Below are 22217 nucleotides of genomic sequence, written 5' to 3'. Positions count from 1 at the left end.
AGAGGTGGTAGGATGGAAAATTTCAACGAAATGGTGCAAATACCACCTCATAGTGTGGAAGCAGAGCAATCCGTTTTGGGAGCCATGTTGTTGGATCGGGAAGCCGTATTTGTGGCATTGGAAATGTTGCTTCCAGAAGACTTCTATAAAGAAGCCCATCGAGAATTATTTGAATCAGCCGTTAATGTCTTTCAACGGGATGAACCAGTGGATTTGCTTACCCTTACAGAAGAACTAAAAAAACGTGAAACCCTAGAAGCCATCGGTGGCATTCCGTATATCACCAGTTTATCCACTTCCGTACCCGTAACCGTCCATGTAGAGTATTACGCCAAAATCGTGGAAGAAAAAGCCGTGCTGAGAAGGCTTATTAACTCTTCTCGTGAAATTGCTCAGCAGGGCTATCGAGCGGATGTTAACGTCCAAGAGCTTTTGGAACAAGCACAGAAAAATATTTACGATATCACCCAAAAGCAATATCGCCAAGGATTTACCAGTATCCAAGAAGTAGTAAATGAAGCCTTTGATGAAATAGAAATCAGGTATGAAAACAAACAATCCGTTACGGGCCTTAGTACTGGGTTTTTAGATATTGATAAGAAACTGAGTGGTCTCCACGCTTCCGATCTTATTTTGGTAGCAGCCCGACCCGCCATGGGGAAATCTGCCTTTGCCTTGAATTTAGCTCAGAATGCGGCCTTAAAATCCGATGCAGCCGTGGCCATCTTTAGTTTGGAAATGTCCAAAGAACAGTTGATTTTAAGAATGCTGGCGGCAGAATCCATGGTTGATTTAGGGAAAATTCAGAGTGGACAGCTTAATGACGAGGAATGGAATCGAATTGCCCAGGCCATGGTACCGTTGTCCAATGCAAAAATATATTTTGATGATTCAGCCGGCATCACCGTGACTCAAATGCGGTCTAAAGCACGTCGTTTGAAAATGGAAAAGGGATTAGATCTGGTACTGATTGATTACTTGCAGTTGATGCAGGGAGATGGAAGAACAGAGAATCGTCAGCAGGAAATTTCAGCGATTTCCAGAAATCTTAAAATCATGGCCAAGGAATTAGACTGTCCTGTCATTGCCCTATCTCAGCTTTCTAGAGCTCCAGAACAGAGGGCGGATCACAAGCCGATTCTGTCAGATTTGAGAGAGTCTGGAGCTATTGAGCAGGATGCAGATGTGGTCATTTTTCTTTACCGAGAAGCCTATTACGATGAAGAAAGCGAACAACAAAATTTGGCAGAGATTATTATGGCAAAGCATCGACATGGTGAAACAGGCACGGTGGAGATGGTTTGGCTGGGTCAATTTCAGAAGTTTGTGGATGCATCTAAGTACGCATAAGTGGCGGTTGTCACCGTATTCAATCTATGGTACAATAATCTTGACAATTTCAGTACGGATTAAATGCTGAGATGGCATAAGGAGGGATAATGTGTCAAAAGTAAATCAAGAAATGACGATCATGGATGTATTAAAAATGGATGAAGGGGTAGCCCCTATTTTCATGAAACATGGCCTTGCATGCCTTGGGTGCCCTGGTGCAACGATGGAAAGTATTGCAGATGCTGGAAGAGTACATGGGATTGATGTATCAAAATTAGTAGAGGATTTGAACCAATACCTAGAAAAAGCAGACGTACAATAAAGAAAAAGAGAAAGACCCGCCACATTGGCGGGTCTTTCCATTGTTGATTCTTTTTTCATCCTATGGTACGATAAGGCTGACTTTTAGAGGGACAGAGGGTACATAGAAGACAAAACCAGCAACGGGAGACCCCCGCAAGGAGTGAAGAAAATGTCATCAACAGCCATCGTAGGAGCCCAATGGGGCGACGAAGGGAAAGGAAAACTGATTGATTACTTGGCAGGCCACGCAGATGTAGTGGTTAGAGCCCAGGGAGGAAACAATGCCGGCCATACCGTTGTGGTAGGAGATAAGAAATACACCTTTCACTTGATGCCTTCTGGTGTTTTGTATGAAGGGACACTGAACCTTATTGGCAATGGGGTTGTATTTGATCCAGAAGGGTTTTTGCAGGAAGTAGAGACGTTGAAAAGTCAAAATGTAGAAATCAGCACCATCAAAATAGATGAACGGGCGCATATGATCTTTCCTTATCACAAGCGGATGGATGAATTAGAAGAAGAAGCAAGAAAAGATCAGGAAATCGGAACCACAAGGAGAGGAATAGGTCCTTGTTACATGGATAAGATTGAGCGATCTGGGATTCGGGTTGGCGAACTTTTAGACTTGGAACAACTGGAAACTTCCATCTATCAACAAGTAGAAAGAAAGAATCAAGTCTTGAAAAAAATCTATAACGTAGAAGGCTTTGATCCTAAAAAAATCTTTGAAACCTACTGTCAATATAGTGCTCACTTAAAAGAATACATTGCAGACACCACTGTTTTGATTCATGAAGCCATGGACAAAGGGAAAAAAATCCTATTTGAGGGAGCTCAAGGAACGCTGTTGGATATTGATTTGGGAACGTATCCCTATGTTACCTCCTCGCATCCAACTTCTGCAGGTTTTTGTACGGGTGCTGGCGTTGGACCCAATGCCTTAGATGAAATTATAGGCGTTGTAAAAGCCTATACCACTCGGGTTGGCAAAGGTCCTTTTCCAACGGAGCAAGACAATGAAATAGGAGAAGTGATTCGCCAAAATGGCAACGAATATGGAAGCACCACGGGCCGACCACGGCGATGTGGTTGGTTGGATGGAGTGATGCTCAAATATGCCACACGAGTCAATGGCCTTACGGGAATTTCCTTGATGTTAATGGATGTATTGGATCAATTTGATGAAATTCAAATTTGTACGGCCTACGAAAAAGATGGAGAAGAAACCATTTATTTCCCAGCCAGCCTCCCAGCCTTGGCAAAATGCCAGCCAGTTTATGAAACATTGAAGGGCTGGAAAACAGATCTCACCTGTATTAACAAGTACGATGATTTACCAGAAGAAGCGAAAAGATACATTCAAAAAGTAGAGGAAATAACGGGTGTTCCAGTGAAAATGATATCCGTAGGACCAGACAGAAATCAGACGATTCTTCGGGAATCTATGATATAAGAGTTAGGACTTTTGGCGAAGATCAGCGTTGCCAACGCAGGTCTTCGCCAAAAAATTTCACAAAATCATAATAGGCATAAAGACGGGAACAAATCCGATCATCATAGCGGAGCATGAGTTCTTTGGGTGTTAAATTGGTAGAAATAAGGGTTCGAGTTCCTTCCAAATGCCTAGTGTTGATTAATTGGAAAATCTGGCTGTTGGTAAAGCTGTTGGTCAGTTCCGTCCCTAAATCATCTAAAATCAGCAAATCGCAAGTAGAGAGCATTCGGATGGTTTGTGGATCCTGCTTCTCTTGAAACTGGTGTTTTTCCAGCAAGGAAATAAGCTGATAGGCCGTCTGGTAGATGACAATTTTTCCCCTATCTAGTAGACCTTTGGCGATGCAATTGGCCATAAACGTTTTACCTAGTCCTGTGGGGCCATAAAAAAGCAAATTTGATTTTTCCTCCGGCGAGGCATAGGCATCAAAATTAAAAACGAAGCCCTCGCATTGCTGAAGGACTTGCATCATATTGTCTTTGGGAGAAAGGCTCTCCTTGGGTGGAATTTGATCTGAAAACAAATCAAGGCGAAAGGTTTTGAAATTTTCTTTTTCTAACACACCGGAAAGATTGGACATGGTGTAGGCTCGAACAATCAATTCCTGTTGGTAGCAGTGGCAGTGTTTTCCATTTTCTAAAACCCCCCGGTCTTGGCAGTCTTGACACTCGTAAGCTACCTGCAAATCTTTTTCCGTTAAACCCAGTCCCTGAAGAAGCTGGGTTTTTTGTTGTTTTAAAGCGTTCATATCCTGGCGCAGACCGTCGAGGATTTGATTTTGATGGGGCTCACCGGCAATTAAGGCCCGACTAACAGAAAGTCCTAGTTTAGTGATCTGAGCATTTATTTTTTCCAATTCCGGCACAGATTCGTAAAGGGCCTTCATTTTTTCCTCATGGGCACGCTCTGCCTGAAGTCGTTTTTTGTCATAGTTTTTCTTGATATTTCGCGTCATGGTAGAACGTTTCATTAATCATCCTCCTTGGGATTTCGACGTCGTTTACGGCCCAGCAAAATATTCTCTAAATCATCATTGGAGTAATCCTTGCCACGGCTATCCGCCAGATGAAACTGAGTTTTTTTAGATTCTTTTGCTGGCTTAGATTTGTTTTGTTCCTGGGCAGTGAGGGTGGCAAGATCTTTGATGCCTTCCTGATGCCAACGGCTCAAAATTCCATGAATGTACTTGATGCTGGGTCGAGAGGTCTGAGTCGTATAACTACAAGCCTTTAAAATCATTTCCATACTAAAAGCATATTCGTCTAACCATTGGTTCATAAGAGTAGATTCAGCTTGGGTGGGCATGCGGCTGAAAAAACCAAGCTCCCGAAAAATCTGGTCATACATTCGGTAGCGTTCCCCCTGTCGGTCCAAATGATGTTCCAGGGACTTTGAATCTCGAAGCCCCTGATCTTGCCAATTTCGAAGGATACCTCCCACATAACGGACACTTCTTACTTCTCGCTGTTGACAGGCATAGAGAAAGGCTTGTCGAACAATTTCAGGTTCAAGGTTGTAATGCTGAATCCATTGCAAGACTTCCATTTGCTCATTAGGAACTAAAGGCCGTTGCATGATTTTGTTCAACTGTTGAAAAAGTTCTTGTAGGTGAGGGTCACGAACTGCCGACATAATATCCGTAGGAGAAGCCGTGTAGGGATCAGGCTCGGACTTGGGTAAAGAATCCGATAAAGTGGAGGTCTTCCCTTTTTTCTCCACATAATGAAGCTCTTCTAAATGAAGCTGCTTTAATGAGGTAAAGACAACATCGAAGGCAGGGGAGCCAGGGTCTATCCGGTCTGATTGGGACGCATCTGCATTCCATTTCTTTTGAATCACATTTCGTTCTTCCCAATAATTCCACGCATCCAAGATGTCTTTCAAATGTATATTAAGATTGTTGGCTAAATTTTGATGAGAAAACTTTCGTGCTTCTTCTCCTAATTGTGCATAACGATAGCCCAGCAAATACACTTTTACATAATCACCAGGAGCTGTCGGCATGTAAAGGTCAATGAAAATGTTCTCTAAGGGAGTATCTCCCAGATCTACAGGAACACTTTGAATGTAAAAAGCCATAACCGTCACACCTTCCTTTTCCTATTTGTTCTTCATTATAACATAGAAAGGAAAGAGCTAAACCCATTCCTTTCAACTTCTAGCAGCTCTGAACATATGTTTTGTATTGATTTATAGGTCTTTAGTGGGATATAATGTGTAGTGGTTCATAAGAAGAGTAGGACTCACTAAAAGCAATAGGACCTCCACGGCTGAAAGAGTGCCGTTTTTAAAGATCATTTTGATCATCATGAGATAGCAGGAGGGGATATGGATAATGAAGGAAGGACAACCTTGGAAGCGACGTCTGGCTCACTTGTTGGGACAAGCAAAAACACAGTTGAATACATTTGGAAGTCATATGAATAGATTTGGAAGTCATAGGGCTACGCAGTCTAAAGAAGTAGCCTTAACCATAAAGCAAAACCTAAAAGAAATAAAAAAAGAAGTAGGACCCTATTGGTCAAAGATCCAAGGAAAAGCAAAAGAGACCAAAGAAAAGTCCGTAGAACTTTGGAACTCTCGGGAAAAAAAGCAAAAGCAACACATCTTGGTATCGGCGGCGATGGCCCTTGTGCTGACGGTTTCTCTAGTGGCGAACCATCAATACCAAGCTTCTCTGAAAGCCTATGAAGTGTACCTAGAAGGTAGTTTGATAGGGATTGTCCGGGAACAGGAAGAGTTTGAAGAAGCGAAAAAAGCCCTTCAACAAGAAATGAAACGGACCTATGATTTGGAAGCCTACATACCGGAAGAACAGGAATGGGTGGAAGTAAAAGCTAGAAATGCAAGGTTAAGCTCTAAAGAAGTGTTGATGAGCGGCATTCGTGCCCAGCTTGGGCAACAGGTCCAAGCAGTAGAGCTGCGTGTGGAAGGCGAACCCTTGGTTATTCTTCGTACCAAAGAAGATGCAAAAGCTTTGTTGGCCAGCATACAAGAACCTTTTCTTAAGGAAGAGGTAGAGTACTCGGAAGTTTCATTTTTAGAAGAAGTAGAAATCCTAGAAATCCCAGCTCAAATTGCTGAAATTAGACCGCTGGAAGATGCGGTACAGTTTGTGCGCACAGGAACCGATGAAGAAAAAATATATACCGTAGAACCAGGAGACAGTAGTTGGGTAATTGCTGAACGAAACGACATGACTGTGGAAGACATTGCCGAAGCCAACCCGGAGATAGAAGTAGAGAGGTTGAGTATTGGGCAGGAGCTTAATTTGGTTGTGCCAAAGCCTTATTTAACGGTACAAAGCCGGTATTACGTGGAGCAAACAGAAGAAATTCCTTTTGAGACCGAAAATGTAGAGACAGAGTCCATGTATCAAGGAGATCAGCGGATTACAGTCCAGGGGGAAGAAGGAAAAAGAGATATTAAAGCGTATTTGATTGAAGAAAATGGTGTAGTGGCAGAACGGGAAATCATTGAAGAAAAAGTACATTCGGAGCCTGTAACCAGAGTGGTGGCGGTGGGAACCAAAGAAAGACCAGCAACCATGGCAACAGGTACTTTTATCAATCCGACTAGAGGAAGGCTTACCTCTCCTTTTGGTATGCGAGGGGGACGGCGTCATACAGGCATCGATATTGCCAATTCTACGGGTACACCCATCACAGCGGCAGATGCAGGACGAGTATCCTTTGCAGGAAACAGAGGGGCCTATGGAAGACTGGTCATTATTGATCATGAGAATGGATACCAAACCTATTATGCCCATATGAATAGGATTTCTGTGTCCAGTGGAGAGCGAGTCCACAAAGATCAACAAATTGGAAGCGTTGGAAGTACTGGACGCAGCACCGGACCTCATTTGCATTTCGAGGTACGTAAAAATGGGACACCGGTGAATCCTAGAAATTATGTCCGTTATTAAGAAGCGAATTATGGTTAGAGCCCTAGGGAAAGACTTTCCCTAGGGGCTTTTTCTTTTTATGTGTTCATTTTAGACGGTTTCTGGTATGATAAGGAAAAGATCATGGACATCAAAAGACCCAAAGGTCAGGAAGTAAAGTAAAACATTTTTGGAGGCATTCCTTAGAAAGGAAGATGGAAAGATGAAAACTACCATTTTGATTGTAGAAGATGAAAAAAAGATTTCTGATATCGTGAAATTCAACCTGGAAAAAGAAGGGTATCATACAGAAGTGGCTTATGACGGAGAAGAAGCATTGCAAAAAGTGGTGTCCTGTCAACCGGATCTCATCCTATTGGACTTAATGCTTCCTAAACTAGATGGGTTTCAAGTGTGTCGGAAGGTTCGTGAGCAGTATGCCATGCCAATTATTATGCTAACCGCAAAAGAAGAAGAAGTGGATAAAGTACTGGGGCTGGAAATGGGTGCGGATGACTATATTACAAAGCCTTTTGGCATGAGAGAATTGTTGGCAAGAGTAAAAGCTAACTTACGACGGATTGGTGGAGAAGTCAACGGAGCCAATACTCAAATAGATGCAGGGAATCTTCATATTGACCTGTCAAAATACGAAGTGAAAAAGGAAAACAAAGTGGTGGAGCTCACTATTAGGGAGTTTGAACTACTACGATTTTTAGCAGTCAAACCAGATCAAGTATTCACGAGAGAGCAGCTTTTGAAAGAAGTGTGGGGCTATGAATACTATGGCGACATACGAACCGTAGACGTCACTGTTCGGCGACTGCGAGAAAAAATTGAAGACGATGCTGGAAGTCCTCTGTTTATAGCGACAAAAAGAGGTGTCGGATACTATTTCAGGAGGCCTTAGTATGTTTAAAAGCATTCGGATCAAAATGATAACCATTTATTTTTTGTTGATTTTTATTGCCATGGTCATTGTGGGTGTTTTTATTATCCAGCAGTTTGAGAGCTATCATTTGGACGTGGAACGTAATAATATCATGCAGGTTTCCAAAAGTGTCTCCGCCACACTTCAAAACATGGATTGGGAAGAGCAGCAGGATGAAGCCCAAGAAACCATTGGCTTTTATGAGCGAGTGGGTATGGAAATCTATATTGTTGAAAAAGATAGCGGTTTTAGGGTGGTCGCCAGCACCAATCCAGCTCATCGAGATCAGAATGCAACCTATATTTTGGAACCAGAACTGATTTTAGGGGCATTTAATGGGGAAGAGACAGAAAAAGACATGATTAGCAGCGGGCAGCAAAGTGTCCGTTCAAAGAACATGGCTTTTCCTCTCTACGATGAAACCAGCCGGATATCTGGTGTGATCTATGTGAGACGAGACCTAGGGGATATTTATCAGACGTTATACCAATCCCGAGTCATTTTTTTACGCTCTACAGTGGTGGCCTTGATGATTACCATTGTACTGGGTTACTTTATTGCCGCTAGTATTACCGGCCCTATACGGGATGTAACCACCAAGGCTTCCAAAATGGCAGGAGGAGACTTTAATCAGGTGGTAGAAGTAAAGTCTAACGATGAAATTGGTCAGTTGGCCAGCATGTTTAATTACCTGACGGCTCGTTTAAAGACATCTTTGCAAGAAATATCCAACGAAAAGCAAAAATTAGATGCCATTCTTACCTATATGGCAGACGGCGTAGTGGCAACCTCTATGGCTGGAACATTGGTGCATATCAATCCCAGAGCTCTGGATATGCTTTCTTTGGATCGTAAGCAGAGTCAGGAAATGGCTTTTGACCATCTTTTTAACAGCGCAAAACCATCCTTATGCCTAGAAGATTTTCAAGGAGATCCCAGTGGGTGGAGCGGTAGTGAAATTTTGGAAATGAGAGATGGGGCAAAAATTCGAGCAAGCTATGCTCCCTATCGCAACGAACAAGAAGAAATGGAAGGCCTTATCTTTTTATTGCAAGACATTACAGAGCATGAAAAACTGGAAAGCATGAGAAAGGAATTTGTGGCCAATGTATCCCATGAATTAAAAACACCGTTAACGACGATTAAAAGCTATACGGAAACCATGATGGATGGGGCCGTGGAAGATCCAGAAATGCAACAACAGTTTCTGGGAGTCATCGATAGTGAGGCAGACCGTATGGCTCGCTTAGTGAGAGATTTACTTCAGTTATCTAATATGGATTTCCAGCAAACCAAATGGGATCAAGAACCTATCAACTTGATGGAAGTAACCCATAAGACACTGATGGCTATGGAACCTACCATGAAAGGAAAGGGTCAAGCCTTAGTCTATGAGCCACCAGAAGAAGCTGTGAGAACCCAAGGGGATGAAGACGCCATCGAACAGGTTATTTTAAACATTCTCAGTAATGCCATTAAGTATACGCCAGAAGAAGGGGAGATTCGGGTATACCTACAAAAGGAAAATGAGACGGCAGCTCTGACCATACAAGATAATGGAATGGGGATTCCCAGCCAGGATTTGCCCCGTGTATTTGAACGATTTTATCGAGTGGATAAAGCCAGATCTCGAGAACAAGGAGGGACTGGACTAGGGTTATCCATTGCCCAACAGATTATGGAAGCCCATGGTGGAACGTTGCACCTGTATAGCCGAGAAGATAAAGGCACTCGTGTCATTATGAGATTCCCTCTTTTTCAAGAGGAAAATAAGGGAAAAAAAGGTGTCACCTGATCTTAATTCCACTGTAATACTCCTGTAACATTTTTTTTGTATAATGAGTTTAGTAACAGATGTGGAGGAGTTTATATGAAAAAATTTCTGGTAATCAGCTTGCTGGTACTACTGACAATAAGCATAAAAATAGCGCCTGTTTTTGCAACAGAAGATGAGGTTATGCTGGAGAGCCCAATCAATTTAGAGGAAGAGATTGATTTGGAAGAGGATGTCATTCAAGTGGTCCAGCCTCAACGAAACGGGGCTACCAGTCGGCGTAGTCCTATGATTTCTTTTAAAGCACCAGAAGGAAGTTTGGTGATTTTAGAGGTGTTTCATAATGCCAGCTTAATGGAAGAAGAAGAAAACTATCTTCCGACCTACGAACCCATGGAATTTGAAATTGGTGCTTTACAAAGAGGGTGGGTAGAAGGCATTGAACTGAAAAAAGGAAAAAACAAGCTGGTATTTACCGGCACCTTAAAAGAAGAAGCATTGCCAACGGTGGAGCGAATCATTACGGTGAAAGATCGAGAAGAAATGAAAGAAGAAGTAACGCGGGATGTTCGAGAATCTAGCACCACGGATATTCTGAATCGACTGATGAATATGGGGCTATAGCTTCGATGGAGTGACTTGTTATGAATAAAGAAAAACTGAAAAGCTTGCTGCTGGTCTTTCTTATAATGACCAGCGTCATGCTGACCCAGCGTGTCTGGTTTCGTTCGCCTCTGGAGTTATTACAAACAGAGGCTTCTTATTTTGAAGTAAGCGAAACCCTGCTGGCAGAAACTAAGGAATCTGTGCTTCGTCCAGAGCGATTGGTTTTGGGTTTTGGCGGCGGAGTTAACAATAGTCATCATACGCATTTAGATCATTTAAACATGAAGCCTTACTGGGACCATAGTAAAGCCGTTCTGAGCACCTATTTTAACCAGGACCCAGAGATTCAAGTTGTTTCCTATGAGGACTACCTTCAGGGGTTTTCTGGAAGAAATATGGAACTCTATTTTGGAGAAGGAGTACCGTCGGTTTTTTTTGCAGCCTTAGTTGGCTCTATGGACAATGTGGTTACTCAAAACCTTCAAATGATCCAAAAAATATTGATTCCCGTAAGGAGTCCAGACAGCATTTATATGGTGGATGAAGAGGGGATTTATTACCAGTTGTCGCTGGAAGAAGATGCGATAGATGAAAACTGGCCAGATTTATTAAGCTTATTGGACCGAAAGCAGCCAGGGAGTTATGTGAAATACTACCCCTTATTTTCTTATGTAGGGAACGACGTGTTGTTGCCTCTAAGTTATGAAGAAAATTTGCCGCGTATTTTTGTGGAGAGTGAAGTAGACACCAGTCATGAAAATCGGTTACATCAGCGGGTGCGTACTTTTTTTGATGAAAACTTTGATTTTGTAAAAATTATTCGAGAAACTACAGGCAGTCATATTTACATGTACGGATATGGACAACAAGAAGTCAGAGTATCCAAACAGGGACGTATTGAATATACTGCAGAAACCGGAAACGAATCTGGAACCAATATAAATAGAGCATTTAAAACCGCATTAGAGTTTGTGTTGAGAAACCATGGATTTCCTGAAGGAGCCTATTTAAAGAATGTAACCCCGATTGAACAAGATGGGAACCGAGGATTTTCCTTTGCTTTCGGTTATTCCATGCAAGGTGTTTCGGTGGAGCAAAAACGAATGGCCTCCACCAACCCCATAGAAATTCATGTATACGGAGATTTGGTGAAGCGATATCAATCCATGACCAGGCAAGCAATGGGAATGCCAGAAGTGAGACCAGAAGAGGGGATTATTTCGCCTCACCGGCTGATCGAAAACCACTTCAATATGCTCTTAGAAGACCTGCGACAATCCACCTCAGGGGATCAAGAGGAAAGGGAGGAGGATGAAGTAGTCCTCGAAGAGTTGGAAGGCGACGAATTGCTTCGGCGCATTGAGGATATTCGATTGATTTATCTGGATAGAGAAGAAGTTCATCGACGACAAATGCTGATCCCTGCTTGGAGAATACAGATTGATGAAAAAATTTATTATTTTGATGCTCATGAAGGAATTCCATTGAATTAAGGAAAGGAAACATGAGAAGGGATGGTGTTGAATGGACTGGACAAAAGCAAAAAATATTTTGATTGCTGCTTTTTTGCTAACGAACCTGTTTTTGATGGTCGTCCTTTATGGAGGTCAACAGGGGAATTCAACATCCGCTATTAGTAATGACTATGTGACACAAACCCTTCAGTTTCTTCAAGATAAAAATATTGAAATTCGGACAGAATTACCCCTTGCTGCTCCTTCCTTGAACTCCGTTAATGTAGAGTATCGTTTTTTTTCGCCCAAGGAAATGGCAGAAAAACTCTTAGGAAATTCCTTGGTTCAAGAGGATATCCATACCTATGCCAACCATAAGGGACGTGTGACCGTATTAGAAGAAAAAATCCTAATATATCAAAATAAAGAACAGGGAAGGATGCTCCCAAGTTTAGAAGAAGAAAAACTAGTGGCCATAGCCAATGATTTTTTAAGGACCCACTACTTGGATCAAGAAGGGCTTCAGCTAGAGCAAATCTACTTTGGTGTGGAACCAGAGTACCAAGAAGAACCACTTCATAAATTGGTATATCAGCAAACATACGAAGGCCGTTTTATTGGGGAGAGCTATGTAAACGTCTTTATAGGTCATCGTGGCATCGTAGCCGTGGAGGCATTGCTTCTGGAAAACATGCGAACCATTGGGGAGACAACTACCAGCCATACCATGATTTCGGCACCGGAAGCTTTATTGAGAACCATTGAAGCAATACAGAGACATCATGCTTCTCAGGAACCAGCCGTGATCACAGAAGTGCTTCCGGGTTACTTCTTCCCACTGACAAGAGAAACTTTTGCAGAGGGAGATTCGGTTGAATCTGGTACGGCTGTACCTGCCTGGAAGATTGTGTTAAAGGATGGAAAAACCTTTTATCAGGAAGCCTTTTAAAACAGTTGTTTCTACATGCCAAGGGAGCATGAGAAAACAACTGTTTTTTCTTGAGACCATCTAGGAGAAGGCGAGGCAGGAATCCTTTCTATATCAATCACATCAAGAGCCAGAAGAATTGTCAGAAAGATTCAAAAAAACAAAGAGAACTTGACAAGAAAGCAAAAATAGCATAAAGTCAACATGAACATTTTTCTGCGTAGGCATACAGTATAATACAGTGAAAACACCTGTACATCCGAAGCTTCGTGGGTACTTGTACTTCGGCATGTTCAGGACCGATCCGTTTTTTGGAGTGGATATAGGCAAGCAGGATCATTTTATTGAGGGTGGTGAACAACTGACAATTTGTCAGGTATTATATGGAAAAACTAGTGATAAAAGGTGGCATAAAACTTAAAGGTCAGGTAGATATCAGTGGATTTAAAAATGCAGCCGTAGCGATTATTCCGGCTACAGTGGCAGCAGGGGGACCCTGTGTGATAGACAACCTTCCCGATATTAGCGATATAAAGATTTTAACTCAAATTTTGGAAAGTTTAGGGGCGAAAGTAGAACGAAACGGTCAGGATCCAGACAACGGATCCCATTCGGTTCGAATTGATACCACATGCATGACGGAATGCTATGCGGACCATGACATGGCAAAAAATTTAAGGGCTTCCTATTATTTGCTAGGAGCGGCCCTTGGCCGATTTAAAAGTGCAAAAGTAGCTTATCCAGGCGGTTGTGATATTGGTGTACGGCCTATTGATCAACATATCAAAGGCTTTGAAGCGCTGGGAGCAACCGTTGCCATTGAGCATGGCATCATTTCAGTTGAAGCAGAGAAGTTGACCGGAGCAGATATTTATTTGGATGTGGTCAGTGTAGGGGCCACGATTAATATTATGCTGGCGGCTATTCGTGCTGAAGGGAAAACCGTCATTGAGAATGCGGCGAAAGAGCCACATATTGTAGATGTGGCCAATTTTTTGAACTGCATGGGTGCAGATGTTCGTGGTGCAGGCACTGACGTCATTAAAATTAATGGAGTGCCGGAAGTGGGTGGTTGTCACCATACGGTGATTCCAGACCAAATTGAAGCCGGAACGTATATGATAGCTGCCGCCGCCACTGGTGGAGATGTAGTTATTAATAAAGTGATTCCCAAACACTTGGAGTCGGTTATTGCCAAACTTCGAGAAATGGGAGTTGTCATTACAGAAGAGGATGAATCTTTGCAAGTCCGTGTAGATGCGTCAAAAGGCCTAAAGAATGTTAGTATCAAGACTCTGGTTTATCCAGGATTTCCCACAGATCTTCAACAACCTATGAGTAGTTTGTTGACAGTGGCTAAAGGGATTGGCATGGTAACAGAAACTATTTTTGAAGGCCGATTTAAGCATGTAGAACAGCTTAAAAAAATGGGAGCCAACATCAAAGTGGAAGGCCGTATGGCGGTGATTGAAGGCGTAGACCGTCTGATGGGAGCCACGGTAACGGCAACGGATTTGAGGGCGGCAGCCGCCCTGGTTATTGCAGGGTTGATGGCAGATGGAGAAACCGTTGTAGAGGATATATTCTACATCGATCGTGGCTACGACCTTTTCGATGAAAAGCTTTCTCGTTTGGGTGCCCAAGTGAAACGGATCAAATAGGAATACAAAAGATAGTTAGAGTAAGCCAACCTGCCTTTTAAGGTGTTTATTCCCTTGGAAAATCTTAAAAGTCGGTGCTTTGGGACGTAATGAACAACGATGGAATCCCTAACCACTAAACAGACGTTCAGCGTCTTTGTGATGGAGGCGATACAATGGCGGCAACATTCTGTACTTTGGCTAGCGGAAGCAGTGGCAATTGCCATGTGTTATCAGATGGAAAACAACAACTGCTCATTGATGCAGGCCTCAGTGGAAAACAGATACAAAATCGGTTACTGGATGCAGGCATGGTGCCGGAAAACCTGTCAGGAATTTTGGTCAGTCATGAGCATTCAGACCATATTAAAGGCGCGGGAATTCTTTCGCGTCGTTTTCAATTACCTATTTTTGCCAACGAAAAAACCTGGATGGCTATGGAAGAAAAGATAGGGCCAGTAAAGCCAGAGCACCGTCGGGTATTTGACTCCGAAAAACCCTTCACCATTGGAGATATATCCGTAACCCCTTATGCCTTATCCCACGATGCTGCAGATCCTGTGGGATTTGCACTAGAAAGTCATTCATTTAAAATATGTTTGGCAACGGATATGGGACATGTGCCGGAATCTTTATATAAAATGGCTGAAAATGCGGACCTGTTAGTAATGGAATCCAATCACGATGTGGATATGCTACAAGTAGGAAGTTATCCTTATTATTTGAAAAGACGGGTGTTATCGGATCACGGCCACTTATCCAACGAAAGTGCCGGCCTTGCGGTTGTAGAAATGATTCGAAGAAATGTTAAATCCATCCTTTTGGCCCATTTAAGCAAAGAGAATAACTTTCCAGAATTAGCTTATTCCACGGTTACTGGCATCATGGAAGAAAATGGGATGAAACCCAATACCGACGTCGGTCTAAACCTCTCTACCCGAGAGGCTATCAGCTGTTTGTATGCTTATAAAAGCGGGTAGGATTAAAAAACGTCTCTATAGGAGGTGTCAAAATGGAAGATTTCAAAGATCAAGATAAGATTCCTTCGGAAGAACAGGAAAAAGACCAAGGAATTGAGGCTGTTTATGAGGATCGCATGGGGAAAGTAATTAGGCAGGAACCTCAGCAGCAAAAGAAAAAAAATCGGGAAGAAAATGCTCCGCAGGGGATTTCCGGAGCCAAGGTGTTTGTGATGCTCGTGGCAGCCGTGCTCCTAGGGTGTATGATAAGCTTTGCGACCCTCTATCAGTTCCTTCCAGAAATCATGATCTATCGGGGCCTGCTAGAGGAAACACAGACAGATCAACCCGTGGTGATTGAAACAACAGAAGATATAAGCGTGTATACGGCGGTTGCTCAGAAAGCCATGCCTTCCGTAGTGGGTGTTAGTACGGTAAAGCTTCAAAGAGACTTCTTTTTTGGCACCCGCCGTTCAGAAGGTCTGGGTACCGGCGTTATCGTAGATGAACGAGGCTATATCTTAACCAACTCCCATGTTATTGGAGATGGGCAGGCAGAAGAGTTGGTCGTGATGCTTCATGATGGAAGTCAGGAGCCAGCAGAGGTCCTTTGGTATGAGCAATCCATGGATTTAGCAGTTATCAAGGTAGAAAGCGATATCAATCTTCAGCCAGCAGAGTTTGGAGACAGCGACAACTTGGATGTAGGGGAAATTGCAGTGGCCATAGGCAATCCTTTGGGCTTAAATTTTGAGCGTACCTTGACCCAAGGGGTGATCAGTGGGTTGAATCGCAGCATTCAACTGGGACAGGGCATAGCCATTGATAATTTAATTCAGACAGATGCCTCTATCAATCCTGGAAATAGTGGAGGCCCCTTGCTAAATGCTAAAGGTCAAGTGATTGGAATCAATACAGCCAAAGTCCAGACCGGAGAAGGACTAGGCTTTGCAATTCCTATTAATACAGCCAAGCCCATTGTAGACCAGTTTATCCAGAGAGGTGAATTTAGTCGTGTGTACTTAGGGGTTCGTGGGTACAACGTCAGCGAATTTGAAGGTGCCACCGGCCTTACCCTTAGTGCAGACCATGGCGTGTATGTAGTGGAAATTCTAGCCGATTCTACGGCAGAAATGGCGGATCTCCGAAGCGGAGACATTATTATTGGTCTTGGAGATGAGCCTATTAGAACCATGGGGGATTTGATCCGAGAGCTTTATAAATATCGACCGGGAGATGAAACGACCTTGGAGTTTATTCGCAATGAGCGGGAATATCGTGTAGAGATTATATTACAGTAATCGAATAAAATGCTTTTTTACTAGGAGCCTCGCCGCTTAGGCGGGGCTCTTGTGCTAAAAAAGCATCCGACCAGGAGGGATCCAGATGAAGATTACGGTTATTAGCGTAGGGAAAATCAAAGAAAAGTACTTAGTACAGGCTATTCAGGAATACAGCAAGCGTTTAAGTCGTTATTGCAAATTGATTCATGTAGAAGTAGCAGACGAAAAAGCACCGGAAGGTTTAAGCGCTGCTGAAGAGGAACAGGTGAAAAACAAAGAAGGCCAACGGATCTTACAAAAAATAGCCGATTCGCATCACGTGATTGCCCTAGAACTAAAGGGCGCAATGCTTAGCTCCCAAGACTTTGCCCAAAAATTGGAAAACCTGGGGCTTAAGGGGAAGAGTCAAATAGCTTTTGTTATTGGTGGGTCCTTGGGCCTTTCTGGAGAAGTGTTAGCAAGGGCCAACGAAAAACTTTGCTTCTCCAAAATGACCTTTCCTCATCCGTTGATGAAAGTTATCTTGTTGGAGCAGGTTTACCGTGGGTTTAAAATTAATAAGAAAGAGCCGTATCATAAGTAAGAGGAAGGTACTAGGGATAATAGGAAAATGGAGGCAACTAATTCAGAAGTTGAGAAGATGGTGGTCTTATATAAGGATAGATTAGTCAGATTTGGGTTCGAACTCATAGAAAATATAGGTCATAAGTTTGGTACTACGATAGAAGTGATAGATTCAACTGAAAAAACAGAAGAACAAGAACTTGTTGAGGACTTGATTCAAATAATCACCGTGTTTAGTTACAGACTTCACGGAAAAAGAGCAAGCAAAGCGAAGAAGATGATTAAGGAGTTGATAGAAGATGATAAAAGCAATTAAGGTTAGGCTTTTTCCTTCTGAGAATCAAGAACAACTTCTATGGAAAAGTGTTGGCACAGCCAGATGGGCATACAATTTCGTTTTAGATATGAAACAGAAAACTTATGAGGAGACTGGAAAATCAATATACGAAGGTGAAATTAGAAAGATCATCACTCAAATGAAGAAAACAGATGAGTATAAGTGGCTTAATGAGGGATCCGCACAAATTCCAAAACAAGCAGTAAAAGATTTAGATAGGGCTTATCAGGACTTTTTCAAGGGTAATGCACAAAGACCCACGTTTAAAAACAGCAAGAAAAGTAAAAAGTCTTTCTATCACGATAATGGCAAGTTAAAGGTTAAAGAAAACAAATTAGTTACTATTGAAAAAGTTGGTTGGATCAAAACAAATGAACAAATACCTGTTGGAGTACCCTACGTAAATCCTAGAGTATCTTATGATAATAAATAGTGGTATTTGTCAGTAGGGATAGAACAAGAAGAGCAACACCAAGAATTAACAAATATCAGTCTAGGGATAGATTTAGGTTTAAAAGATTTAGCGATATGTTCAGATGGTACTGTATATGCAAACATCAATAAGACAAAAGGGGTTAAAAAGTTAGAAAAGAAGCTTCGCAGGTTGCAGCGACAAGTTTCTAAAAAATATATTCTAAATAAGAAGGGAGGTACCTTTGTCAAAACCAGCAACATTATAAAACTCGAAAAAGAGATACAACTCTTACATCGTAGATTAGGCAATATCAGAAAAAATTATCTACATCAAACTACTACTAAAATAGTGGAAAACCAGCCGTTTAGAGTAGTCATAGAAGATATTAATATGAAAGGCATTATGAAAAACCGACATCTATCAAAAGCCATAGCAAAACAAGGATTTTACGAGTTTAGGTGCATGATGGAATATAAGTGCCAGTTTAATGGGATAGAGTTGGTTGTAGCAGATAGGTTCTATCCATCTTCTAAGACATGTGGTAGTTGTGGGAATACAAACAAAAACCTTAAACTTTCTGATAGGGTTTATAAATGTCATTGCGGTTTAAAGGTAGACAGAGATCACAATGCAAGTATAAATCTAGCTCAGTATAAATCAGCGTAAAATCACTTTCAAGATTGTGCTGATAGGTAGGATGCGTTGTATCCGAATTTATGCCCTCGGACTGTTATATCAAACCAAAGTAGATTAGCTTAGGCTATTGAAAATGGGACAGGTTCAATAGGGAATTAAACAATCTTTACAGAGTTTTGTAAGGTTTTGGCAACGGACACAGATGCGTGTGAAGGGATTAGGACTAGTGGTAATGGCCGCCATACTATGGGGGTTATCTGGAGGGCTTGGTGGCTTCTTGATGGAAAAAGGGTGGAGTCCTTTGGTCATTTCCTTTTATCGGGGGGCCGTGGGATTGTTTTGTATTCTGATTTGGCTCTTTTTCTATCCCACTAAATGGAATAAGCCTATGCTGTTTTGGTCTATTGTGGCAGGCATTGGGGTAGTGGGGAATTTTGGGTTTTACTTGATTAGCATCTCGGAGTCAAGTATTGCAGTGGCAGCGACACTGATGTATACGGCTCCCATTTTTGTATTTCTGATATCTTATCTATTTCGTTTGGAAGAAATGTCCCCATCTAAATGGGTGGCCATCCTATTTGTTATGACGGGGGTAGTGTTGCTAACAGAAGTATACAACGTTGGTCCAGATAGCATTACAATGATAGGGCTGTTTTCTGGACTTGCAGCAGGGATGTCCTACGCTTTGTTTATTTTTGGATTTAAATACGCCAACCATCATGGTGATCCTCAAGGGATCTTAGCCATTGCATTCTTGGCGTTTACCCTTATAATGCTTCTCTTTGTCGATGGAGGTGAAATGTTGGCCGTCTTAGGCTCTACGGATTTACCATGGATGATTTTGTTAGGTATTTTGGGAGCCGGGTTGTCTTTCTTCTTTTATATTACTGGACTAAAGGAAACCACTTCCACCTCTGCGTCTATTATTGCCATGGTGGAACCTGTAACTGCTACGATTTTTGGATTTGTGGTGCTGAATCAAGCCCTTGCAGGAAATCAACTGGCAGGAATGGCCATTGTGTTAATCACTGTTACTATTTTGAGTGTCAAACAAAGCGAAAAAAAAGAGTCTTTGTAATGCATCGATAAATAAGGGTCCTTGGATATTTTTTCAGTGTGCGGATAAGGCTCCGAAGCTAATCAGAATTGACAACTCGTTGGATACTTCCTTGCAAAACAAAAGAAGTATTTTCAACAATTATTTCAGGAGTTTCTTTCATCCCGTGGTCGACCCATTGGATGATGATGGCGGTGAAACTGAGGGCATAAAAATTAATTAAAAAAGTTAATTTCTGCTGGGATAAGTTGGATGGGTGTGCTTTTCGTTCTATAATAGGCTTAACAAGTTGGGTCATAGCTGTGTGAAGGAATTTTTCTAAGTTTTTACGGTCTGAAGTATTGAAAACAGAGGAGCAAATGACATCATTCTTTACGAAGAAGGCTAGGACAGCTTTAAATCCATCTTTCCAATGCATAAAATCGATCTCTTGATGGACATGATCCAAAATTTCGACTTGAAAAATCCATTCGACTAAATCGTAAATATCGTTAAAGTGCCTATAAAAAGTACGACGGTTAAATCCACACTCTTTGGCAAGGGCCTGAATGGTTACTTGTTGAAGAGGGGTGGATTTTATTTGATTTTTGAGAGCTTGGGCAAAGAGATCCTTAGTAATTTTATTAAGGACAGAGCTGGGCATAAATTCCCTCCGTTCACAGGACGGTACACAAAATCAGAAATTTGAGACAAATAGTCACATATGGAAAGAAGTGTTTATTGTTAGTATAAAGCTTTACATGTAGGATGACAATAAGATGATGGAATAGAAGCACAAAAGGAGGATCGGGGTTTTAAATTATCGAAGATAAATTTTGAAAGGATGATGGGTTATGGGTAATTATCAAAAGAACCAAACGATTCAACCGAAAGGCATTAAAGAACGAAAAGCCTACCTAGTAGGCGGTGGCATTGGAGCTTTATCAGCGGCTTTTTATCTAATGCGTGATGGGCATATGGAAGGGAAAAATATTACTATTTTAGAAAAGCTTGATATTGAAGGTGGTTCCATGGATGGAGCAGGAAATCCAGAAACAGGATACGTTGCCCGTGGTGGTAGAGAAATGGAAGAACACTTTGAATGTACATGGGATCTTTTCGCAGATATTCCATCCCTAGAAAATAAGGGCTTTTCAGTCTTGGATGAGTTCAAAGAACTGAATGACAGAGATCCCAATATATCGAGTTGTAGATTGATTCATCATTGTGGGCAAAAGAAAAACACAGACTCTCTTGAATTAACCCCAGCACATGTGAAGAAGACTACAGAGCTCTTTCTTGCTACAGAAGAGACCCTTGGCAATGCAACGGTGGAAGAATTTTTCGATAAAAGTTTCTTAGAGACAAACTTTTGGTATTTATGGCGATCCATGTTTGCTTTTGAAAACTGGCATAGTGTAGTAGAGATGAAACGGTATATGCATCGATTTATTCATTTACTACCAGGGTTTAATGAAATGAGAGGTCTTGTATTTTCTAAATATAACCAATATGAATCATTTATTTTGCCGCTGTCGCATTATTTACAAGAGAAAAATGTTCAGTTTCGTTATGGAACACAAGTCCTTGATTTAGAGATGGATATTACAGAAGAAGAAAAAACCGTTACAGCGATTCACCTTATTCGGGATGGAAAAAAGCAAATCCTAAAAATAAGCCCAGAAGATCTTGTTATGGTTACCAATGGATCGATGACAGAGTGTACCGAGTATGGAGACAATAAAACAGTTCCAAAGCTTAGGAGAGACTTAGGGGAAGTGTGGAGCCTATGGAAAAATCTAGCCGCTAAAAGTCCCTCTTTTGGGAAGCCGGAAGTGTTTTGCAGCAATGTAGATCAATCAAAATGGGAATCCTTTACGATTACCTGCAAAGGATCTAAACTTGTAGATAAAATCCGAGAATTAAGTGGTAATGATCCCTATTCAGGAAAAACAGTAACCGGTGGCGTCATTACCATCACAGACTCGAATTGGTTGCTTAGTGTTACTTGTAATCGACAGCCACATTTTATAGATCAACCAGATGATGTCATCGTTCTTTGGGCTTACGGGTTGTTTCTAGATGAAAAAGGAAATTTCATTAAGAAAAAAATGACGGAGTGTACCGGTGAAGAATTGTTACAGGAGTTGCTTTATCATTTAGGGCTAGAAAAAGAGATTCCAGAAATCCTAAAAACCGATAAAGTAATCCCCGCCATGATGCCCTATATAACAGCACAATTTATGCCGAGGGTTAAAGGGGATCGACCAGATGTAGTGCCAGAAGGGTCGCGTAACCTTGCCTTTTTGGGACAGTTCACTGAAATACCTGGAGATTGCGTATTCACCGTTGAATACTCAGTGCGATCCGCAATGATGGCTACGTATAAACTGCTTGATCTTAACAAGCAGGTACCAGAAGTCCACGCCTCTCAATATGATATTCGAGTAATTGCGAATGCAGTGAAGGCATTAAACAGTGGAAGACCACTACCAGCAGAACCCATTCTTAAAAAGCTACTCAAAGACACATCCATAGAAGGGATTATCTAATAGTTCAGATACCACTTTCACTAATAACACAGGCGTATCTGCATTGGTCTCTGCATGGGGAAAGATGATATAATAAATGGGTAGATCCA

The 22217-nt window shown here is 41.8% G+C and carries 20 protein-coding genes and 1 pseudogene; 18 read left to right on the top strand and 3 right to left on the bottom strand.

Annotated elements, in window-relative coordinates; translation table 11 throughout:
• Positions 1–12: 12 nt before the first annotated feature.
• The 3 genes from dnaB to ACZ47N_RS05890 all read left to right on the top strand — a co-directional run bounded on the left by dnaB (position 13) and on the right by ACZ47N_RS05890 (position 3088).
• Complete coding sequence (dnaB, locus tag ACZ47N_RS05900) at positions 13–1350, top strand: replicative DNA helicase (RefSeq protein WP_464888209.1); 1338 nt, start codon at positions 13–15, stop codon at positions 1348–1350.
• A 91-nt stretch (positions 1351–1441) separates the two neighbouring features.
• Positions 1442–1654: a DUF1858 domain-containing protein gene (locus ACZ47N_RS05895; RefSeq protein ID WP_464888208.1), complete on the top strand. Its 213-nt coding sequence runs from the start codon at positions 1442–1444 to the stop codon at positions 1652–1654.
• Positions 1655–1804: 150 nt separating this feature from the next.
• Positions 1805–3088 carry an adenylosuccinate synthase gene (locus ACZ47N_RS05890; protein ID WP_464888207.1) on the top strand — a complete coding sequence of 428 codons (1284 nt, stop codon included), beginning with the start codon at positions 1805–1807 and terminating at the stop codon, positions 3086–3088.
• A 22-nt stretch (positions 3089–3110) separates the two neighbouring features.
• On the opposite strand, the gene ACZ47N_RS05885 is transcribed toward ACZ47N_RS05890, so the two are convergent.
• Positions 3111–4100: an ATP-binding protein gene (locus ACZ47N_RS05885; protein ID WP_464888206.1), complete on the bottom strand. Its 990-nt coding sequence runs from the start codon at positions 4098–4100 to the stop codon at positions 3111–3113.
• Complete coding sequence (locus ACZ47N_RS05880) at positions 4100–5209, bottom strand: DnaD domain protein (RefSeq protein WP_464888205.1); 1110 nt, start codon at positions 5207–5209, stop codon at positions 4100–4102. The genes ACZ47N_RS05885 and ACZ47N_RS05880 overlap by 1 nt, the downstream gene beginning before the upstream one ends.
• 256 nt (positions 5210–5465) lie before the next feature.
• On the opposite strand from ACZ47N_RS05880, the gene ACZ47N_RS05875 reads away from it, so the two are divergent.
• The 14 genes and pseudogenes from ACZ47N_RS05875 to ACZ47N_RS05810 all read left to right on the top strand — a co-directional run bounded on the left by ACZ47N_RS05875 (position 5466) and on the right by ACZ47N_RS05810 (position 19618).
• Positions 5466–7055 (top strand): LysM peptidoglycan-binding domain-containing M23 family metallopeptidase, encoded by a 1590-nt coding sequence (locus ACZ47N_RS05875; RefSeq protein ID WP_464888204.1) that lies wholly within the window; start codon positions 5466–5468, stop codon positions 7053–7055.
• Positions 7056–7236: 181 nt separating this feature from the next.
• A complete protein-coding gene (locus ACZ47N_RS05870; RefSeq protein WP_464888203.1) occupies positions 7237–7923 on the top strand; it encodes a response regulator in 687 nt (228 codons plus the stop codon).
• A gap of 1 nt (position 7924) precedes the next feature.
• The gene (locus tag ACZ47N_RS05865) at positions 7925–9739 is read left to right on the top strand and encodes a HAMP domain-containing sensor histidine kinase (protein WP_464888202.1); all 1815 of its coding nucleotides are present in this window, start codon (positions 7925–7927) and stop codon (positions 9737–9739) included.
• Positions 9740–9814: 75 nt separating this feature from the next.
• Entirely contained in the window at positions 9815–10342 is a 528-nt protein-coding gene (locus ACZ47N_RS05860; protein ID WP_464888201.1) for a hypothetical protein, read from the top strand.
• A 20-nt stretch (positions 10343–10362) separates the two neighbouring features.
• Positions 10363–11817 (top strand): hypothetical protein, encoded by a 1455-nt coding sequence (locus ACZ47N_RS05855; protein WP_464888200.1) that lies wholly within the window; start codon positions 10363–10365, stop codon positions 11815–11817.
• Between the two features lie 31 nt (positions 11818–11848).
• A complete protein-coding gene (yycI, locus tag ACZ47N_RS05850) occupies positions 11849–12727 on the top strand; it encodes a two-component system regulatory protein YycI (RefSeq protein WP_464888199.1) in 879 nt (292 codons plus the stop codon).
• A 362-nt stretch (positions 12728–13089) separates the two neighbouring features.
• The gene (locus ACZ47N_RS05845) at positions 13090–14367 is read left to right on the top strand and encodes a UDP-N-acetylglucosamine 1-carboxyvinyltransferase (protein WP_464888198.1); all 1278 of its coding nucleotides are present in this window, start codon (positions 13090–13092) and stop codon (positions 14365–14367) included.
• Between the two features lie 155 nt (positions 14368–14522).
• Positions 14523–15326, top strand: a complete 804-nt coding sequence (locus ACZ47N_RS05840; RefSeq protein ID WP_464888197.1) for an MBL fold metallo-hydrolase — start codon at positions 14523–14525, stop codon at positions 15324–15326.
• A gap of 32 nt (positions 15327–15358) precedes the next feature.
• Positions 15359–16606, top strand: a complete 1248-nt coding sequence (htrA, locus tag ACZ47N_RS05835; RefSeq protein WP_464888196.1) for a serine protease HtrA — start codon at positions 15359–15361, stop codon at positions 16604–16606.
• 85 nt (positions 16607–16691) lie between these two features.
• Entirely contained in the window at positions 16692–17171 is a 480-nt protein-coding gene (rlmH, locus tag ACZ47N_RS05830; RefSeq protein ID WP_464888195.1) for a 23S rRNA (pseudouridine(1915)-N(3))-methyltransferase RlmH, read from the top strand.
• 36 nt (positions 17172–17207) lie between these two features.
• Positions 17208–17468 (top strand): annotated as a pseudogene (locus ACZ47N_RS05825) (IS607 family transposase); the annotation flags it as partial.
• Entirely contained in the window at positions 17452–17922 is a 471-nt protein-coding gene (locus ACZ47N_RS05820; protein ID WP_464888194.1) for a helix-turn-helix domain-containing protein, read from the top strand. The pseudogene ACZ47N_RS05825 and the gene ACZ47N_RS05820, both read left to right, overlap by 17 nt.
• A 6-nt stretch (positions 17923–17928) precedes the next feature.
• Positions 17929–18570 (top strand): RNA-guided endonuclease InsQ/TnpB family protein, encoded by a 642-nt coding sequence (locus ACZ47N_RS05815; RefSeq protein WP_464888193.1) that lies wholly within the window; start codon positions 17929–17931, stop codon positions 18568–18570.
• Positions 18571–18772: 202 nt separating this feature from the next.
• Positions 18773–19618 carry a DMT family transporter gene (locus ACZ47N_RS05810; RefSeq protein WP_464888192.1) on the top strand — a complete coding sequence of 282 codons (846 nt, stop codon included), beginning with the start codon at positions 18773–18775 and terminating at the stop codon, positions 19616–19618.
• A 58-nt stretch (positions 19619–19676) separates the two neighbouring features.
• On the opposite strand, the gene ACZ47N_RS05805 is transcribed toward ACZ47N_RS05810, so the two are convergent.
• Complete coding sequence (locus ACZ47N_RS05805; protein ID WP_464888191.1) at positions 19677–20240, bottom strand: TetR/AcrR family transcriptional regulator; 564 nt, start codon at positions 20238–20240, stop codon at positions 19677–19679.
• Positions 20241–20430: 190 nt separating this feature from the next.
• Here ACZ47N_RS05805 and ACZ47N_RS05800 point away from each other — a divergent pair, with 190 nt between their 5' ends.
• Positions 20431–22128, top strand: a complete 1698-nt coding sequence (locus tag ACZ47N_RS05800) for an oleate hydratase (protein ID WP_464888190.1) — start codon at positions 20431–20433, stop codon at positions 22126–22128.
• The last annotated feature ends 89 nt before the right edge of the window (positions 22129–22217 follow it).

Source organism: Tindallia texcoconensis (assembly GCF_055383815.1).
Note: the sequence above shows the minus strand (reverse complement) of the source record. Positions and strands in the feature narration are given on the sequence as shown.